Here is a 16,524-nt window from a genome sequence, read left to right as displayed (position 1 = left end):
GTCTCCCCTCAGCACCGCGCAACCCGTGCGGGTGACGCCGCGCACGATCGGTTGATTTCCCGGCGGTAATTTGGGTTTCGGGTGACGCGCGTCCTACCGTCGTCGCCGTGCGTCTCCGAACGTGCGCGGCGCTGGTGACGGCCGCGCTGACCCTCGCGCTCCTCCCGGCCTGCGCGCCCGGCTCCCCGGCCGCGCGGGCGCCCCGCTCCACGGTGGTCGACACCGAGCCGCCGCCAGCGTCCGTGGTGCCCGCCAAGGCGGCCGCGGTGACGGTCGCCCTGCCCAAGGCCGTGGCGGCCGAACTGGACTGCGAGCGCTTCCTGCCCGCGCTCGCCCAGGCGACCGGCATCGACGTGGAGGTGCGCGAGCACGAGTCGACGGCCGAGCTGTGCCGCTACGCGCTGCCGTACAACCGGGGCATCACGACGGCGTCGGTCTTCTTCCGCGCCGAGCCGCCCGGCACGCCCAGCTACCGGCGCACCGAGGACCTGTTCGGCAACACCACCTACGAGGTCGACGGCTCGGCGGGGAAGGACTGCGGGATCTCGGTCGCCATCGACGCGGGCAGGCAGGCCCACGAGCACGGCTCGCACCTGACCGTGCTGGGCACCTACGAGGCCGTCGAGGAGCCGTGCGTGGTCACCCGGCGCATCGCCGAGAACATCTTCGCCGAACTGCCCGACGCCTAGTCAGACGCCCGCGTAGGCCAGGCTGGGCGCACGCCGCACGGCGAAGGACTTGCGCAGGTAGAACCACCAGGTGACGCCGACGCACAGGGCGTAGAAGCCGAGGAAGGCGATCAGCGCCGGGGTGAGCGTCCGCGCGCTCTCCAGCGAGAACTTGAAGACCAGGTTGACCAGCACCCCGCCGAACGCGCCGACCGCGCCAGCGATGCCGACGACGGCGGCCGCCTGCCGCTTGGCGCGCTTGACCGCGGAGTCGGCGTCCTCGCCGGTCTCGGCCGCCCGCGCGCGCACCTCGGCGGAGAAGATCATGGGGATCATCCGGTACGTCGAGCCGTTGCCCATGCCGCTGAGCACGAAAAGGTAGACGAACGAGCCGAAGAACAGCGCGAAGCTGCCCGTGGCCACGCTGGCCATGACCCCGACCGCGCCCAGGCCCATGCCCGCGAAGACGAGCAGGGTCATCCGCGCGCCGCCCACCCGGTCGGCGAGCCAGCCGCCGAACGGCCGGGTGAGCGAGCCGATCAGCGCACCGATGAACGCCAGCCCGACGAACCCGGCGTGCTCGACGAAGGCGATCTTGATCAGCACGGGGAAGGCGAACGAGAAGCCGATGAACGAGCCGAACGTCCCGATGTAGAGGAACGACATCACCCAGGTGTGCTTGTTGGACAGCGCCTCGCGGTAGGAGGTGCCGTCGGGCTTGGCCGAGGTGATGCTGTCCATGAGGAACCAGGCGCCCGCGGCGGCCAGGATGATGAGCGGCAGCCACATCAGGGCGGCGTAGGCGAGGTTCACGCCGGTCCCGATGCTGATCGCGAACGGGACCAGCAACTGCGTCTGCGCGACCCCGAGGTTGCCGCCCGCGGCGTTGAGGCCCAGCGCCAGGCCCTTCTTGCCCTCGGGGAAGAAGAAGGAGATGTTGGCCATCGACGAGGAGAAGTTGCCCCCGCCGAAGCCCATCGCGGCCGCGGTCAGCAGGAAGAACCAGTACGGCGTGCCGACGTTGAGCACGGCGTAGGCGAGCATGGCGCACGGGATCAGCAGCAGGCCCGCGCTGACGGTCGTCCACAGGCGACCGCCGAAGCGCGGGACGGCGAAGGTGTAGGGCACCCGCAGCGCGGCGCCCACGAGGTTGGGCACGATGAGCAGCCAGAAGGTCTGGCCGACGGAGAAGTCGTAGCCCACCGAGTTGAGGCTGACGACGACGATGCTCATCAGCACCCAGACGCTGAAGCCCAGGTTCTCGGCGAAGATGGACAGCACGAGGTTCTTGGTGGCCGTCCGGCGTCCGGTGCGCGCCCAGAAGTCCGGGTCCTCCGGCTCCCAGTGGTCGATCCATCGCCCGGCGCGAACGGACGGCGACTCGGTCGTCATACAGGTCCTCCTGAGAGCGCGCTGAACTCACTCGACAGCTCGAAACGGGGAAGAATCAGGCTTTCGCCAGCCAGTCGGCGATGCCGCGGACCGCCTCGGCGCAGCCGCCGCAGCCGGTGGTGGCCCGGGTGGTGGCGGCGAGGTCGGCCACCGAGCAGGCGCCGCCGCGCCACGCCTTCACCAACTGTCCTTTCGAGACGGTGTTGCACCGGCACACGACGGCCGTCGCGGGCAGGTCGGCGGGGCTGTGGGCGGGGGCGCCCGCCGCCGGGAGGGCCCGGCCGAGCAGGAGCGCGAGGCGGTCGGACGGGGCCGGGGTCTTGGCGTCGTAGAGCTGGGTGACGGCGGCGGCGGCGTCCGGGACGCCGAGCAGGATGGCGCCGGTGACCCGGTCCTCGCGCAGCACGAGCTTGGCGTAGCGGCCGCGGGTCGCGTCCTGGAGGCAGAGGATCTCGGCGTCGGCGTCCTCGGCGTGCACCTCGCCGAGCGCGGCAAGGTCGACGCCGCGGGCCTTGAGCCGGGTGACGACCGGCGTGCCGCGGTAGCGGGCGGCCGGGGCCGCGCCGGTGAGCAGGTCGGCGAGCACCTCGGCCTGCTCCCACGCTGGCTGCACCAGGCCGGAGACGGTGCCGGGGTGCTGGGCGCAGTCGCCGATGGCGTGCACGCGCGGGTCGCTGGTGCGCAGGGCGTCGTCGACGAGGACGCCGCGATCGCACTCCAGCCCCATCGCCTCGGCCAGCGTCGTCTCCGCGCGCACGCCCGCCGAGACGACGACCAGGTCGGCGGGGACGTGGGCGCCGTCGTCGAGCTTGAGACCGTCGCCGGGCACGTAGCGGGCGGCGAGGCGGCCCAGCCGGAACTCGATGCCCAGTCCGGCCAGCGTCCTGGCCAGCACGGCCCCGGCCCCGGGGTCGAGCTGGCGCTCCATCAGGTGGCCGACGGGGTGCACGACGGTCACCAGCGCGCCCCGCCCGGCCAGGCCGCGGGCGGCCTCCAGGCCGAGCAGGCCGCCGCCGAGCACCGCGACGGGCGCGCCGGGCCGCGCGCGGCCGACGATGGCGGCGCAGTCGTCGAGGTCCCGGAAGCAGGCCACGCCCTCGGCCAGCGCGCCGTCCTCGGCGCGCAGGCCCTCGGTCGGCGGCACCCACGCGGTGCTGCCGGTGGCCAGCACCAGCGCGTCGTAGTCCACAGCGGACCCGTCGGACAGGCGCACGCGCCGCTCGTCGCGGTCCACGGCGGTGACGGCGACGCCCAGCCGCAGGTCGATGCCGGTGCGCTCGGCCCAGTCGGCGTCCTGCAGCCGGATCGCGTCCGCGTCCATCGTTCCCGCGACGACGGCGGACAGCAGGACGCGGTTGTAGGCGGCGTGCGGCTCGGCGCCGATGACGGTCAGCGCCACCCGCTCGCCGGTGCGGTCCCGGCGGCGGATCTCCTCGGCCAGCCGGGCCCCCGCCATGCCGTAGCCGACGACCACCACGCGGCGCGCGCTCATGTCATGACCTCCAGGCGGACGGCGCAGACCTTGAACTCGGGCATCCGGCTCGTCGGGTCGAGCGCGGGGTTGGTGAGCAGGTTGGCGCGCTGCGCGCCGGGGAAGTGGAACGGCAGGAACACCGTGTCCTGCCGGGCCGAGGCGACCAGCCGGACCCGGGCGCGCGTCGCGCCCCTGCGCGAGACGACCCGCGCCCATGCCCCCTCGGCGAGCCCGGCGCGGGCGGCGGTGTCCGGGTGCACCTCGACGTGGACCTCGGGCACGGCGTCGACCAGCTCGGGCACCAGCCGGGTCTGCGCCCCGGACTGGTAGTGCTGCAGGACCCGCCCGGTCGTGGCGATGAGCGGGTACTCGTCGTCCACCGGCTCGGCTGGCCCGCTGTGGTCGACGGGGACGAACCGGGCGCGGCCGTCGGGGTGGGCGAAGCTGTCGAGGAACATCCTCGGCGTGCCCGGGTGGTCCTCGTCGGGCACCGGCCAGAACAGCTCCTCGCCCGCGCTCAGCCGCTCCGGCGTGATCCCGGAGTAGTCGGCGGGCCCGCCCCGGGAGGCGCGGCGCAGTTCGGCGAACACCTCGTCCGGGTCGTCGGGGAAGCGGTGGGCGGGCTGGCCGAGGCGGACGGCCAGCCCGCGGAGCACGGACAGGTCGCTTCGCACCCCGTCCGGCGGGTCGACGGACTTCACGCGCCGCAGGATCCGGCCCTCCAGGTTGGTCAGCGTGCCGTCCTCCTCCGCCCACTGCGTGACCGGCAGGACGACGTCGGCCCGGCGCGCGGTCTCCGAGAGCACGAAGTCGGCCACCACGAGCAGGTCGAGGGCGGACAGCCGGTCGGCGACGTGCCCGGCGCGCGGCGCGGAGACCACGACGTTGCTGCCGAACACCAGCAGCGCCTTCGGCCCGCCCTCGGTCCCGAGCGCGTCGAGCAGCTCGTAGGCCGAGCGGCCGACGCCGGGCAGGGAGTCCGGGTCGACGCCCCAGACCCCGGCGACGTGGGCGCGGGCGGCCGGGTCGTCGATGCGGCGGTAGCCGGGCAGCTGGTCGGCCTTCTGGCCGTGCTCCCGACCGCCCTGACCGTTGCCCTGGCCGGTCAGGCAGCCGTAGCCGGACCCGGCGACGCCGGGCAGGCCGAGCGCCAGTGCCAGGTTGATCCACGCGGAGACGGTGTCGGTGCCGCGCGCGTGCTGCTCGGTCCCGCGCCCGGTGAGCACGACGGCGCGGTCGGCGTCCGCCAGCAGGGCGGCGGCCCGGCGCTGGTCGGCGGCGGCAACGCCGGTCACCCGCTCGACCCGCTCCGGCCACCAGGCCGCGGCGATCCGCCACGCGGCCTCGAACCCGGTGGTGCGCTCGGCGACGTAATCCCCACGCAGGTGACCGTCGGCCACGACGGCGTGCAGGATTCCCAGCGCCAGGGCCAGATCCGTGCCCGGGCGCGGCTGCAGGTGCAGGGTCGCCTGCTCCGCGGTGGGCGTGCGGCGCGGATCGACGACGATGAGCCCGCCGGAGTTGGCGGCGTTGCGGACGTGCTGCAGGAACGGCGGCATCGTCTCGGCGGGGTTGGCCCCCGCGAGCAGGACGACGTCGGCCCGCGTGACATCGGTGATGGGGAACGGCATCCCGCGGTCGAGGCCGAACGCGCGCGTGCCCGCCGCAGCGGCGGAGGACATGCAGAAGCGTCCGTTGTAGTCGATTTGCGACGTTCCGAGGGCGACCCGGGCGAATTTGCCGAGCAGATAGCACTTCTCGGTGGTGAGCCCGCCGCCGCCGAACACCGCGACGGAGTCCGGACCGTGCTCCGCGCGCAGCGCGCTCAGCTTGCGCGCGATGAGATCGAGGGCGTCGTCCCACGACGCGGACACGAGTTCGCCGCCGACGCGGACCAGCGGGGTGGTCAGCCGGTGCGCGGTGGTGAGCAGCGTTCCCGACGTCCATCCCTTCTGGCACAAGCCACCGCGGTTGGTGGGGAACTCGCGGGGCTCCACCCGCGCGCCGGACAGCCGAATTCCGCACTGCAGCGCGCAATACGGGCAGTGCGTGTCGACGGCGGGGGCGGCCACGTTCGTCATGCCCGTCTCCTGATCCGGCGGCGGTTGGGGCACTTCCGAACGTATGCAGGGCGTGTTACCCGCGGATGCGGACATGTTTCCGGCGTGCGAACTTGCCTGCGCAGTGTCCGTGCGGCACTGGTGAGAATCGGCGGCGCGACGGCGGTTGTCCCGCCGGTCAAGGAGTTCTTCTGCACACGCCTGCACGATCTTGGCGTGATCACGACCACGGCGGACCGCGGTCCGCGCGCTAGAGCAGGTCGGTCACCCGGTTCGCCGCGCGCTCCAGGCCGCGCATGGAGCGCTGGGTCGACTTCGGGTGCAGCGCGTGCACGGCCAGGCGGAACAGCAGGGCGTGCAGGAGGGCCTGCGGCCAGTCCGGCAGGTGCGACCAGCGGCGGGCGATGCCGTCGTCGGCCCCGCCCCAGGCCAGGGCGTCGACCACGACCACGGCGGCCGCCCACTCCGGTGGGCGGTAGTAGGCGGTGAAGTCGACCAGGCCGGGCGCGGCGTCGCCGTCGAACAGGACGGTGCCGAACAGGTCGCCGTGCACCACCTGCGGCTTGGTGGTCAGCTCGCCGCGGCGCTCGGCCAGCAGGTGGAACAGCCTGCCGCCGAGGTCGGCGTCGAGCTCGGCGTGCTCCTCGCCCCACGCGATGCGGTCGGCCATGGCGAAGACGTCGGCGCGCAGGTTGAGGAAGCGCGGCCGGTTGAGGCGGCTGGTCGCCTCGTGTAAGCGCAGGGACGCGGCGACGACGTCGTCGTAGCGCGGCTCGGGCCTGCCGGTGACGTACCGGAACGCCGCCCACCCGCCGACGACGTAGCGCCCGTCGCTGGAGCGCACGGGCCGGGCGATGCGCAGGTCGGGCACGTCCAACTCGCCCAGCGTCTGCGCCACCCAGGACGCCTCCGCCGGACTCCCCGCAGGCCGCAGCGCGATGTCGTCACACCGCCACACCGGCCCGTTCTCGATCAGGACCGGGTCGGCGCCCCGGGCGCCGAACGCGGCCCGGACGTGCTCAGGGGGCGGTGTGCTCACGGCCGGGGACGCTACCCGGTGGACCGGCGGTTTCGGCGCTGTGACGCGCGGGAACGGCCCACCGCTCCCCGGGGGGCGGCCCCCTGGCCAGTCTATCGACGTCACACCCGCGAGCGCCCCGGTTACCGATGGGTTGTGGATAACCGGGGTCGCCCGCGCGGTCAGCGGGAGCGTTGTGCTGGCGCGGCAGGCGGGAATCGCCGCACTCGCGCCGCCCGGAGGGCCTGCCGCCGAGCACGCAGGCCTCGCCAGCCACCCGACGGCCGAGCCTCACCAGCAACCCGGCAACCGGACCTCATCAGCCACGCGGCGACCGCACCTCACCAGCCACCCGACAGCCGGACCTCACCAGCCACCCGGTGACCGCACCTCGCCAGCCCACCCGGCGACCAGACCTCACCAGCAACCCGGCGACCAGACCTCACCAGCCACCCGGCGACCGCACCTCACCAGCCACCCGACAGCCGGACCTCACCAGCCATCCGACGGCCAAACCTCATCAGCAACCCGGCGACCGCACCTCACCAGCCACCCGGCGGCCGGACCTCGCCAGCCACGCGGCGACCACACCTCGCCAGCCCACACGACGGCCGGACCTCACCAGCCACAGGCGGACCTTGCCAGCCGCTGGTTGGCAAGGTTTGCCATCAACTGGAGGTGCCTGGGTCCGATAACCTTGCCTGCCGTCGGCTGGTGTCCCCGTCGGCCAAGTTCGCTCTCGGCAGGCAAACCCGCCCTCGTCAGCCGGACCTGCCTGCCGCCAGCCCGACCCCCCCGGCCCCAGCCGGGTTGGCTGCGCCCGTGCAGTCCCGTCCGGGCACCTGCGCGGGCGCAGCCAGAGGAGCCAGCGCTGCTGTCAGTAGGTGGGCAGGCTCGGGTCGACCTGCTTGGCCCAGGCCAGGACGCCGCCGCCGACGTGCACGGCGTCGGCGAAGCCCGCCTTGTGGAGGGCGGCCAGGGCCTCCGCCGAGCGGACGCCGGACTTGCAGTGCAGGACGATCGGCTTGTCCTGGGGCAGTTCGGCCAGCGCGTCGCCGGAGAGGATGCGGTCCTTGGGGATGAGGATCGAGTTCGGGATGCGGACGATCTCGAACTCGTTCGGCTCGCGGACGTCGATGAGCACGAAGTCGTCGCCGCGGTCGAACTTCTCCTTCAGCTCCTGCGCCGTGATGGTGCTGCCCGCCGCAGCGGACTGGGCGGCGTCGGAGACCACGCCGCAGAAGGCCTCGTAGTCGATCAGGCCCTCGATCGGCTTGGTCTCGGGGTCCTTGCGGATCTTGATGGTCCGGTACGACATCTCCAGCGCGTCGTACACCATCAGCCTGCCGAGCAGGGGCTCGCCGATGCCGGTCAGCAGCTTGATCGCCTCGGTCACCATGATCGAGCCGATGGACGCGCACAGCACGCCCAGCACGCCGCCCTCGGCGCAGCTCGGGACCATGCCCGGCGGCGGCGGCTCGGGGTAGAGGTCGCGGTAGTTGAGGCCCTGCCCGTTGGGCGCGTCCTCCCAGAACACGCTGACCTGGCCCTCGAATCGGAAGATCGAGCCCCAGACGTACGGCTTGCCCAGCAGGACGGCGGCGTCGTTGACCAGGTAGCGGGTGGCGAAGTTGTCGGTGCCGTCCAGGATCAGGTCGTAGTCGCGGAAGATCTCCAGCGCGTTGGACGAGTCCAGCTGCGTCTGGTGCAGGATCACGTTCACCAGCGGGTTGATCTCGGCGATGGACTCCTTGGCCGAGACCGCCTTGGACTTGCCGATGTCGGACTGGCCGTGGATGACCTGGCGCTGCAGGTTCGACTCGTCGACGACGTCGAAGTCGATCACGCCGAGGGTCCCCACGCCCGCCGCGGCCAGGTAGAGCAGCGCCGGGCTGCCCAGCCCGCCCGCGCCGACCACCAGCACCTTGGCGTTCTTCAGGCGCTTCTGGCCGTCCATGCCGACGTCGGGGATGATCAAGTGGCGGCTGTAGCGGGCCACCTCGTCCTTGGTCAGCTCCGCTGCGGGCTCCACTAGCGGCGGCAGACTGCCAGCCATCGGTCCTCCTCGAACTCCGGCGATTCGCGCGGCGATTGTCATCGCTTCCAACGCCACACTCCCACTCCGCCTTCCCGGCTCCCAGATGGCGGGACGCGGCGGTCAGTTGCCGGGGCGGGCTTGCGGATTCGGCCAGGCGTTGGGTTTGCACACCTTGCCGTCCTTGGGCACGCCCCCGCCGCCGGAGGCGCGGTTGAGCTCGTGGACGTAGTCGTTGGCCACGCCGAAGGTCTGCTGCATCATCACCGGGGCCAGGTCGCCGGTCTTGGCGCAGCCCACGTGGCCGAGGTCGAACACGTGCCCGACCTCGTGGTTGATGACGTACTTGCGGTAGGTGAGCACGTCGGCCTCGAAGGCCACCGCGCCGCGGACCCAGCGGGCGAGGTTCAGCACGACCCGGTCGTTGATCGCGCACGACGAGTCGTACTTGATGGTGAACCCGCAGACCCGGCGGGTCGTCTCCGGCGTGGTGAGGCTGACCTGGAAGTCCGCGTTCTCCCCCGGCCCGACCCGGCGCACCGCGACCTCGCCGAGGCTGGTCCAGCCGCGGGGATCGCTCAGCGTGCCGTCGACGATCCCGGCGAAGACGTCGTCGCCGCCGTACTGGGCCGCGGGGATGCCGCCCTCCACCTCGACTGTGTAGGTGTAGAGGCGTCCCTCGCCGACCTGTTTGCCGCTGCCCGCGAGCACCCGCCACTCCCCGGAGCCCGACTTGGCGTAGGAGCCGCCCGAGGGCAGCTCGGCGGACGGGATGTCCAGGTCGACCGGCGGGCGCTCGGTCAGCGCGGGCCCGGGCGTGGTCGTCGCCTGCTGCGTCTGCGACAGCGCCGGGTTGAGGCCCGCGGCGGTGGTCTCCGGCGAGCGGTCCGCCGCGGTCTGGACGACCACGAGGCCGGTGACGGCGAGCAGCACCGGCACGGCGTAGACGCGCCAGCCGTAGGTGGCGAAGAAGCCGCGGCGGGCGTGCTTTCTCGCGCCGCCCCCCGCCGTCGGGTCGGGTCGCCACGACGCCGCCAGCGGCTCGGCTGCGGTGCGCCGAGCGCCGGGGCGGTAGCGCTCCTCGTCGGGCTCCGCGGTCGCGGAGGGTGACGAACCGTCCCACTCGCTCACGGGTTCAAGGGTGCCACACCGGGCGCGTGCGCTCTCGGTAAGCGGGTCACCACCGGTCGCCAGCGGCCGAGCGCCACAGGCTCAGCACCGCCCTGGCCACGGTCGCGGGCCGCTCCATCTGCGCGACGTGGCCCACGTCGGGCAGCACGAGCAGCCGGGCGTTGGGGATCGCGCGGGCAGTGCGCGGGGCCTTCCGCACCGACATCAACCGGTCCCGCGTGCCCCAGATGACCAGCGTGGGCGCGGTGATCCTGGGCGCGGCGCGCCAGATCGAACGCGGCCCGACGACGAGCCACGACCGGATCAGGCCGATGGTGCTCCCCTCCAGCGCCGGGTTCGCCCACGCCTGCTCGGCGCGCTCGGCGTACTCCGCCTCCGCCTCGGCGACCCGCTGCTCGGGCACCTGGCTCGGGTCGGCGAAGCACAGCTCCAGCATCTGGCGCGTGCGCTCGCGCGGGGTGATGGCCGCGAGGCTGCGCCGCACCCGCTTGCCCAGCAGCGGCAGCATGGCCAGCGCCAGCCTCGGGTCCGACAGCCTGCGCGGGTCCGGCCGCAGGTCGGGGACGGCGGGCGAGATGAGGGTCAGCGTGCGCACCAGCTCGGGGGCGGCCGCGGCGGCGAGCAGGCAGATGGCCCCGCCCATCGAGTTGCCCAGCAGGTGCACGGGCCTGCCGTCGAGGCCGCCGAGGACCTTGACGAGGGTGTCCACGTGCGCGCGCAGCGTGTAGTCGTAGCCGTCGGGCGGCGTGCTGCGGCCGAAGCCGGGCAGGTCGACGGCGAGTCCGGGGGCGTGGCCGGAGAGCTGGTCGGCCAGGTCGGTCCAGTTCGTGGCGGACCCGCCGAGCCCGTGCACGTAGACGGCCGGGACGTCGCCGTGGCCAGGGGTGCGGCGCACGTGCAGCCGCACTCCCCCGATGGTCTCCTCGGCGCCGGGCCATGCCGGGCGCGTCGGATCCACCGGGGGCAACTGGGCATCGGACAGCGAAACGGTCATCGCTCCAGTGTGAATCGCCCGGGGGCGACTCGCCGAACAGTGGTCCGGGTCACGCCGGATACTTGTCTTGACGGTTTTGGCGGACGAGGATTCCCGCAATCGGCCTACCGGCTAGTAGTGTCGGACGTCGGCGCCGGTGACCTCGGCGGCACGCAGTGGAGCGAGGGGACGCATGTCGGAGACGATTCAGCACAGCGGCGGGCGCGGCGCGAGACTCCCCCGCACGGCGCGCCGAGCCCAGCTGCTGGCCGCGGCCCAGGACGTGTTCGCCGCCAACGGCTACCACGCCGCGGGCATGGACGAGATCGCCGAGCGCGCCGGGGTCAGCAAGCCGGTCCTCTACCAGCACTTCCCCGGCAAGCTGGAGCTCTACATGGCGCTGCTGGAGAAGCACGTCGACGAGCTGATCAGCCGGGTCTCCACGGCGATGGAGACCACGACCGACAACAAGACGCGCGTGCGCAACGCGGTGCGGGCCTACTTCGACTTCGTCGACGGCGAGAGCCAGGCGTTCCGCCTGGTCTTCGAGTCCGACCTGCGCAACGAGCCGCTGGTCCAGGACGCGGTCGCCCGCGCGACCAACGCCAGCGTCGACGCCATCACCGCGACCATCACCGCCGACGCGGGCCTCGACGAGAACCGCGCCCGGCTGCTGGCCGTGGGCCTGGTCGGCGTCAGCCAGATCGCCGCCCGCGCGTGGCTGGACGACAACCGGGTGGTGCCCAAGGAGGAGGCCATCGGCCTGATCTCCAACCTGGCGTGGCGCGGCATCGGCGGCGGGTTCCCGCTGCAGGCGCACGAATAAGGGGGAGCCCTCCCCCTGCCGTTCTCAGCACTCGGCCGGCACCGTGGAGATATGCGGCTTTTGGTAGCGGGGTGCAGCGCCCTCGGCGGGCGTGACACCAATCAGGACTCGTGGCACGCGGGCGAGCGGCTCATCGCCGTCGCCGACGGCGTCGGCGGCGCGCCCGCGGGCGAGGTCGCCTCGCGGCTGGCGATGGAGTCGGTGGTCGCCGCGGGTCCGGACATGCCGCCCGAGGAGGCAGCGGTCCGCGCGAACGCGGCGGTGCGCGCGTACGCCGAGACCGACCCGGCCACCCACGGCATGGCGACGACGCTGGTCATCGCGGCCCTGGGCGCCGACGGCTGGGTGCGCGGGGCGTATGTGGGCGACAGCGTCACCCTCGTGCAGACCGACCGCGTCGAGCTGCTGAGCTCCCCGCACACGCTGGGCGCCGAGCTCGTCGCCGCCGGGCACCTGACCGCTGAGGAAGGGGCCCGCCACCCCAACCGCAACGCCCTGGTCCGCGCCGTCGGCATGGAGCCGACGCTGCAGCCGGACACCTGGTCCCGGCCCGCGGTGGTCGGCGAGCGCTACCTGCTGTGCAGCGACGGCCTCACCGACGCCCTGGACGACGCCGACTTCCTGGCCGCGCTGACCGGCCTGCGCGCCGCCGACCCGCGCCAGTGCGTGGAGACCCTGGTCCGCCTGGCCTGCGAGGCGGGCGCCCGCGACAACGTGACCGCGGTGGTGGGAGACGTGGTGGCTTGGCCGACCTGATCGTCGACTACCACGCCCTGCCGTCCCCGGTCCCGGTCGCGCCGACCACCCGGTTCGCCCTCGACCGCGACTTCCTCAGCGCGGGCGCCGACGACCGCGTCTCCCGCGCGCCGAACGCGCCGTACCTGCGCCACATGGACGGCCGGTGGTGGCTGGTCAACGGCCACGGGCGGCAGGCCCCGCTCGCGGTGTACGTGATGGCGGAGAGCAGGCGCTTCACCGTCGCCGAGCGCTGCGCGTTCCCGCTGCCGGACGGGGAGTCCGAGGTGCACGTGTGGGACTCCCGCTACCGCGTGCACCTGACGGTGTCCGGCAGCGCCCCGGACGACGGCGACCTCGTCGAACTGGGCCCGGAGACGTCCATCGGCCTCTCGGGCGCCGCGGTGCGGGTGCAGTTGCTGCTGACCCGCAAACCCCGCCACCGGACGGTGCTGGCGGCGTACTACCGGGAGTACTTCACCCCCGGGATCGCCTCCCCCGCCCCATTGGGCCGCACCCAGACCCGCCTCTGCCTCGGCCTGTCGTCCTTCACGGCCCTCGAGCGCGCCCTGGACGAGGTCACCACCGAGATCTGGGGCGAGGCGGCGGGCCACCGCCACGAGCTGCCGGACTTCCTCATCCGCGAACGCCTGCTGGTGGCCGACGACCAGAAGCTCGTCCCCCACCGCCTGTGTCGGCACCGGTCCAGCAGCTGAACACAGCACCGCCTCACGGGTGCACATGTCTCCTTGATCGGCGTAGACTGGGCACGATTCTGGCCAGGATTCTGGCCAAGGGGAGGCCAGCCGTGCAGATCGACACCAACGACGTCATCAGCGTCAGCGAGGCCAACGCCCGCGGGCTGTCCAAGCTGGTGAACCAGGCCAGCGAGGGACGGACCTTCTTCGTCTTCCGCAACAACCGGCCTGCCGCGGCCATCGTCGACATCAAGACCATGGAGCGCCTGCAGTACCTGGAGTCACTCGAGGAGGACTTCAAGCTGATCGCGGTCGCCTGGGCCCGCGCGCTCACCGACTCGGGCGAGCGGTACAGCCTGGACGACGTCGCCGCTGAGTTCGGTGTGAACCTCGACGAGGAGTGATCGTGGCCAGGGTCGAACTGACCGCTGACGCCCGGGAAGACCTGCGCGACCTCGACGGCTCGACGCGAAAGACCGTCATCAAGGCCCTCAAGAAGCTCGAGACCGAGCCCGACAAGCGCGGCGAGCCGCTCGGCGGTCGTCGACTCGGCAACCTGACGACCTTCCGCAAGCTGGTGGTCGGCGACCGGGACATCCGGATCGTCTACCGCGTCGAGCCGGACGGGACCGTGGTCGTGGTCTGGGTGATCGGCCGCCGGGTGGACGACGAGTGCTACGAGTTGGCGGTGAGCAGGCTGCGGATGGCCGCCGATCGGAGCCTGGCAGCGATGGCCGAGAAGATGCTCCACGAGGCGTGGGGCAGGCGCGACCGCGCCTAGACCGCCGCGAGCACTCGGGCGACCAGGTCGTCCACGCGTTCGTACGGGAGCATGTGGCCCGCGTTGGGGTAGACGACGAGTTCGGCGTCCGGGAGTTCGGCGGCGATGGCGCGGGAGTGCTCGGCCGGGATGAGGCGGTCGCGCTGGCCGGTCAGGATCTGGGTGGGGACGTCGCGGTAGACGCGCAGGGCCTCGGCGGCGGCGTGGCGGTTGATCGACGAGCGCAGGGCCGCGGCGGAGCGGCGGTGGACGACGCGGAGCTGGTCGGCGACGGACAGCAGGTCGGCGCGGTCGTAGCGGGCGCCGAACAGCAGCCAGCGCAGGAACGCCAGCTGGGCGCGGGCCTGCAGCGGGCTCGGCCTGCGCGGCGGCTTCGGCGCGGACGCCACCGCGGCCTCCGCCGGGGCGGGCCTGTGCGGCGCAGTTTCCGCCGGGGCGGGCCTGTGCGGCGCGGTCTCCGCGGGGGCGGACCTGCGCGGGTGCTGCGGCGCGGTCGCCGCGGAAGCGGGCCTGCGCGGCCTGCCGAGCCGCTTTCGCAGGGCCATGGCGGCCTTGACCAGCGGTCGGGGCAGGCCGAAGGTGATCTCCGCCATCCGGCCGGACGACGTCGAGACGAAGAACGCCGCGTGCACGCGGGACCGCACGAGGTCGGGGTGGCGGGCGGCGAGGGCCATCATCGCCATGCCGCCCATCGAGTGGCCGACCAGGACCAGCCTGCCCTCCGGCACCGCCGCGGCGATCAGCTCGGCCAGGTCGTCGCCCAGGCGCTCCAGGGTGGCCTCGCCGTGGCCGGAGGAGCCGTGGCCGCGGTGGTCGAAGCGGATGACGCGGTGCGGGATGCGCGGCGCGACCGCGTCCCACACCCGGTTGTCGCTGGTCCACCCATGCGTCAGCAGGACCGTGACCGGGGCGGACGCGTCCGCGCTGTCCTCGACGTGCAGTGCGACGCCGTCCGATGCCTGGAACATGCCGCTCAACTTACTAAGCGGTAGCTTCGAGTTCCAGGCACCGGCGCCCGTCACTTCGGCAGCAGCATCGAGCGGCGCCAGAGGATCATCGACGGGCCGCCGACCAGGTCCGCCTCCTTCAGGAACGCCATGATCCGCTCGCCCCAGTAGGCGATGGTCTGCTGGAAGTGGGGATTGTTCCTCGCCGCCTTCCACGCCTCGCGCCTGTTCAGCCCCACGGCCTCGTAGACCTTCGGGTTCACCAGGCTCAGCGCGACGAAGTACGACACCACCGCGGCCATGACCCGGTGGTACTGCTTGGCCACCCAGCCCGCCTCGGACATGCCCTGCGCGACCTCCTGCCGGGCGAAGGTCACGTGCCGGGCCTCCTCCAGCACGTGGATGCGGTTGACCATGCGGATCAGCGGCTGGAGGTTCTCGTCGGCCATGTTCTCCCGCTGCATGCGGTCGAGGATCTCCTCGGCGACCAGGATCGCCGCGTACACCGACGGGCCCCGGCCGACCACCGGCAGGATCCGGGCCAGCGACTTGATCCACCGGCGCGGCCCGTACGCCGGGACGCCGAAGCGCTTGCACGCCTTGCCGAACATCGTCGAGTGGCGGCACTCGTCGGCGATCTCGGTGAGCATGTAGTGCACGTGGTCGGTGGTCGGGTCGTGCTTGTAGACCTGCTTGAGCAGCATCTGCATGAGCAGGACCTCGAAGAAGATGCCGGTGCTGGCGATGCTGGCGGTCTCGTGCTTGCCCAGCTCGACGCGCTGCTCGGGGGTCAGCCGCTCCCACAGCTCGGTCCCGTACAGGGAGATCCGGTGCTCGGGGTGGAAGTACTTGTCCTCGGCGATCGGGGCGTCCCAATCGATGTCGACCTCGGGGTCGTAGAACTTCTCGGCGGAAGACTTGAGCAGCCGACCCGCGGTCCGCTCCCGATCGGCTACCTTGGCCACCTGCAGCGCGCGGCTCATCGTCGAGTCACCTTCTCCGTGCGTTGACGCATCATGCGTTACTTCCGGTAACAGTTACTTCTGGTAGCATGAGCGTCATGGCGGATCGTGTCAAGGGACAGCTCTCCGGGGACGCCAGGCGCGACCGGTGGAAGTCGCACCGGGCTGCGCGGCGCGAGGAGTTCGTGGAGGCGGCGCTGCGCGCGCTGGCCGAACACGGGCCCGACGTGGGCATGGAGCACGTCGCCGCCGAGGCCGGGGTGACCAAGCCGGTGCTCTACCGGCACTTCACCGACAAGGCCGACCTGTTCGTCGCCCTCGGCCAGCGCGGCACCGAGATCCTGTTCGAGCGGCTGATCCCGGCGATGAACCGGGAGGAGGCGCCGCTGCCGCGCATCCGCAAGAGCCTCGACGCCTTCTTCTCGATCATCGAGGAGTACCCGAACCTCTACCGCCTGCTGGTGCGGCGCACCTTCGGCGACCGCCGCATCGACTCCGACATCGTCGCCGAGGACAAGGGCGTCATCGCGGGCGCGCTGTCGAGCCTGCTCGGCGACTACATGCGCGCGTTCAAGCTCGACTCCGGCGGCGCCGAGGTCTGGGGCCACGGCATCGTCGGCATGGTCCAGAACGTCGGCGAGTGGTGGCTGGAGCGCCGCACCATGAGCCGCGACTCCGTCGTGGAGTACCTGACCCAGACCATCTGGGCGGCCATCGACGGGACGATGCGCGCCCACGGCGTCAGCATCGACCCGAACAAGCCCCTGGAAATCAACAAGATCGTCAAACTGGGCGACGGCGACGACGCCGCGGCCGGGTAGGAG

16 protein-coding genes are annotated in these 16,524 nt (G+C 72.6%); 7 read left to right on the top strand and 9 right to left on the bottom strand.

Features of this window, described 5'->3' with window-relative positions:
• Nucleotides 1-107: 107 nt before the first annotated feature.
• The gene (locus Actkin_RS04495; protein WP_189208259.1) at nt 108-689 is read left to right on the top strand and encodes a hypothetical protein; all 582 of its coding nucleotides are present in this window, start codon (nt 108-110) and stop codon (nt 687-689) included.
• Here the strand turns inward: Actkin_RS04495 and Actkin_RS04490 are convergent, their stop codons facing one another.
• The 7 genes from Actkin_RS04490 to Actkin_RS04460 all read right to left on the bottom strand — a co-directional run bounded on the left by Actkin_RS04490 (nt 690) and on the right by Actkin_RS04460 (nt 10,772).
• Entirely contained in the window at nt 690-2,060 is a 1,371-nt protein-coding gene (locus tag Actkin_RS04490; protein ID WP_258906060.1) for an MFS transporter, read from the bottom strand.
• A 55-nt stretch (nt 2,061-2,115) separates the two neighbouring features.
• Complete coding sequence (locus Actkin_RS04485; RefSeq protein ID WP_258906059.1) at nt 2,116-3,552, bottom strand: FAD-dependent oxidoreductase; 1,437 nt, start codon at nt 3,550-3,552, stop codon at nt 2,116-2,118.
• Nucleotides 3,549-5,615 carry a molybdopterin oxidoreductase family protein gene (locus Actkin_RS04480; protein WP_258906058.1) on the bottom strand — a complete coding sequence of 689 codons (2,067 nt, stop codon included), beginning with the start codon at nt 5,613-5,615 and terminating at the stop codon, nt 3,549-3,551. Before Actkin_RS04480 ends, Actkin_RS04485 begins: the two co-directional genes overlap by 4 nt.
• A gap of 229 nt (nt 5,616-5,844) precedes the next feature.
• Nucleotides 5,845-6,633 (bottom strand): TIGR02569 family protein, encoded by a 789-nt coding sequence (locus tag Actkin_RS04475; RefSeq protein WP_258906057.1) that lies wholly within the window; start codon nt 6,631-6,633, stop codon nt 5,845-5,847.
• A gap of 856 nt (nt 6,634-7,489) precedes the next feature.
• The gene (moeZ, locus tag Actkin_RS04470; RefSeq protein ID WP_189208264.1) at nt 7,490-8,668 is read right to left on the bottom strand and encodes an adenylyltransferase/sulfurtransferase MoeZ; all 1,179 of its coding nucleotides are present in this window, start codon (nt 8,666-8,668) and stop codon (nt 7,490-7,492) included.
• 102 nt (nt 8,669-8,770) lie between these two features.
• Complete coding sequence (locus Actkin_RS04465) at nt 8,771-9,778, bottom strand: DUF3152 domain-containing protein (RefSeq protein WP_189208265.1); 1,008 nt, start codon at nt 9,776-9,778, stop codon at nt 8,771-8,773.
• Between the two features lie 46 nt (nt 9,779-9,824).
• Nucleotides 9,825-10,772 (bottom strand): alpha/beta fold hydrolase, encoded by a 948-nt coding sequence (locus Actkin_RS04460; protein WP_189208266.1) that lies wholly within the window; start codon nt 10,770-10,772, stop codon nt 9,825-9,827.
• A gap of 172 nt (nt 10,773-10,944) precedes the next feature.
• Between Actkin_RS04460 and Actkin_RS04455 the strand changes: the two genes are divergently transcribed.
• From Actkin_RS04455 to Actkin_RS04435, 5 genes are all read left to right on the top strand, one after another.
• A complete protein-coding gene (locus tag Actkin_RS04455; RefSeq protein ID WP_189208267.1) occupies nt 10,945-11,577 on the top strand; it encodes a TetR/AcrR family transcriptional regulator in 633 nt (210 codons plus the stop codon).
• Nucleotides 11,578-11,628: 51 nt separating this feature from the next.
• The gene (locus Actkin_RS04450) at nt 11,629-12,333 is read left to right on the top strand and encodes a PP2C family protein-serine/threonine phosphatase (RefSeq protein WP_189208268.1); all 705 of its coding nucleotides are present in this window, start codon (nt 11,629-11,631) and stop codon (nt 12,331-12,333) included.
• On the top strand, nt 12,321-13,028 hold the full coding sequence (locus tag Actkin_RS04445; RefSeq protein WP_189208269.1) for a hypothetical protein: 708 nt from the start codon (nt 12,321-12,323) through the stop codon (nt 13,026-13,028). Before Actkin_RS04450 ends, Actkin_RS04445 begins: the two co-directional genes overlap by 13 nt.
• A gap of 92 nt (nt 13,029-13,120) precedes the next feature.
• Nucleotides 13,121-13,414 carry a type II toxin-antitoxin system Phd/YefM family antitoxin gene (locus tag Actkin_RS04440; RefSeq protein ID WP_189208270.1) on the top strand — a complete coding sequence of 98 codons (294 nt, stop codon included), beginning with the start codon at nt 13,121-13,123 and terminating at the stop codon, nt 13,412-13,414.
• A 2-nt stretch (nt 13,415-13,416) separates the two neighbouring features.
• On the top strand, nt 13,417-13,791 hold the full coding sequence (locus tag Actkin_RS04435; protein ID WP_258906056.1) for a type II toxin-antitoxin system RelE family toxin: 375 nt from the start codon (nt 13,417-13,419) through the stop codon (nt 13,789-13,791).
• Here Actkin_RS04435 and Actkin_RS04430 read toward each other — a convergent pair.
• Entirely contained in the window at nt 13,788-14,759 is a 972-nt protein-coding gene (locus Actkin_RS04430) for an alpha/beta fold hydrolase (RefSeq protein ID WP_258906055.1), read from the bottom strand. The genes Actkin_RS04435 and Actkin_RS04430 overlap by 4 nt on opposite strands.
• A gap of 50 nt (nt 14,760-14,809) precedes the next feature.
• Complete coding sequence (locus tag Actkin_RS04425; protein ID WP_189208273.1) at nt 14,810-15,721, bottom strand: AurF N-oxygenase family protein; 912 nt, start codon at nt 15,719-15,721, stop codon at nt 14,810-14,812.
• A gap of 68 nt (nt 15,722-15,789) precedes the next feature.
• Here Actkin_RS04425 and Actkin_RS04420 point away from each other — a divergent pair, with 68 nt between their 5' ends.
• The gene (locus Actkin_RS04420; RefSeq protein WP_189208274.1) at nt 15,790-16,521 is read left to right on the top strand and encodes a TetR/AcrR family transcriptional regulator; all 732 of its coding nucleotides are present in this window, start codon (nt 15,790-15,792) and stop codon (nt 16,519-16,521) included.
• The last annotated feature ends 3 nt before the right edge of the window (nt 16,522-16,524 follow it).

The sequence above is a fragment of the Actinokineospora sp. UTMC 2448 genome (genome assembly GCF_024760565.1).
GTDB lineage: Bacteria > Actinomycetota > Actinomycetes > Mycobacteriales > Pseudonocardiaceae > Actinokineospora > Actinokineospora fastidiosa.
This window is presented reverse-complemented; position numbering and strand designations above follow the sequence as displayed.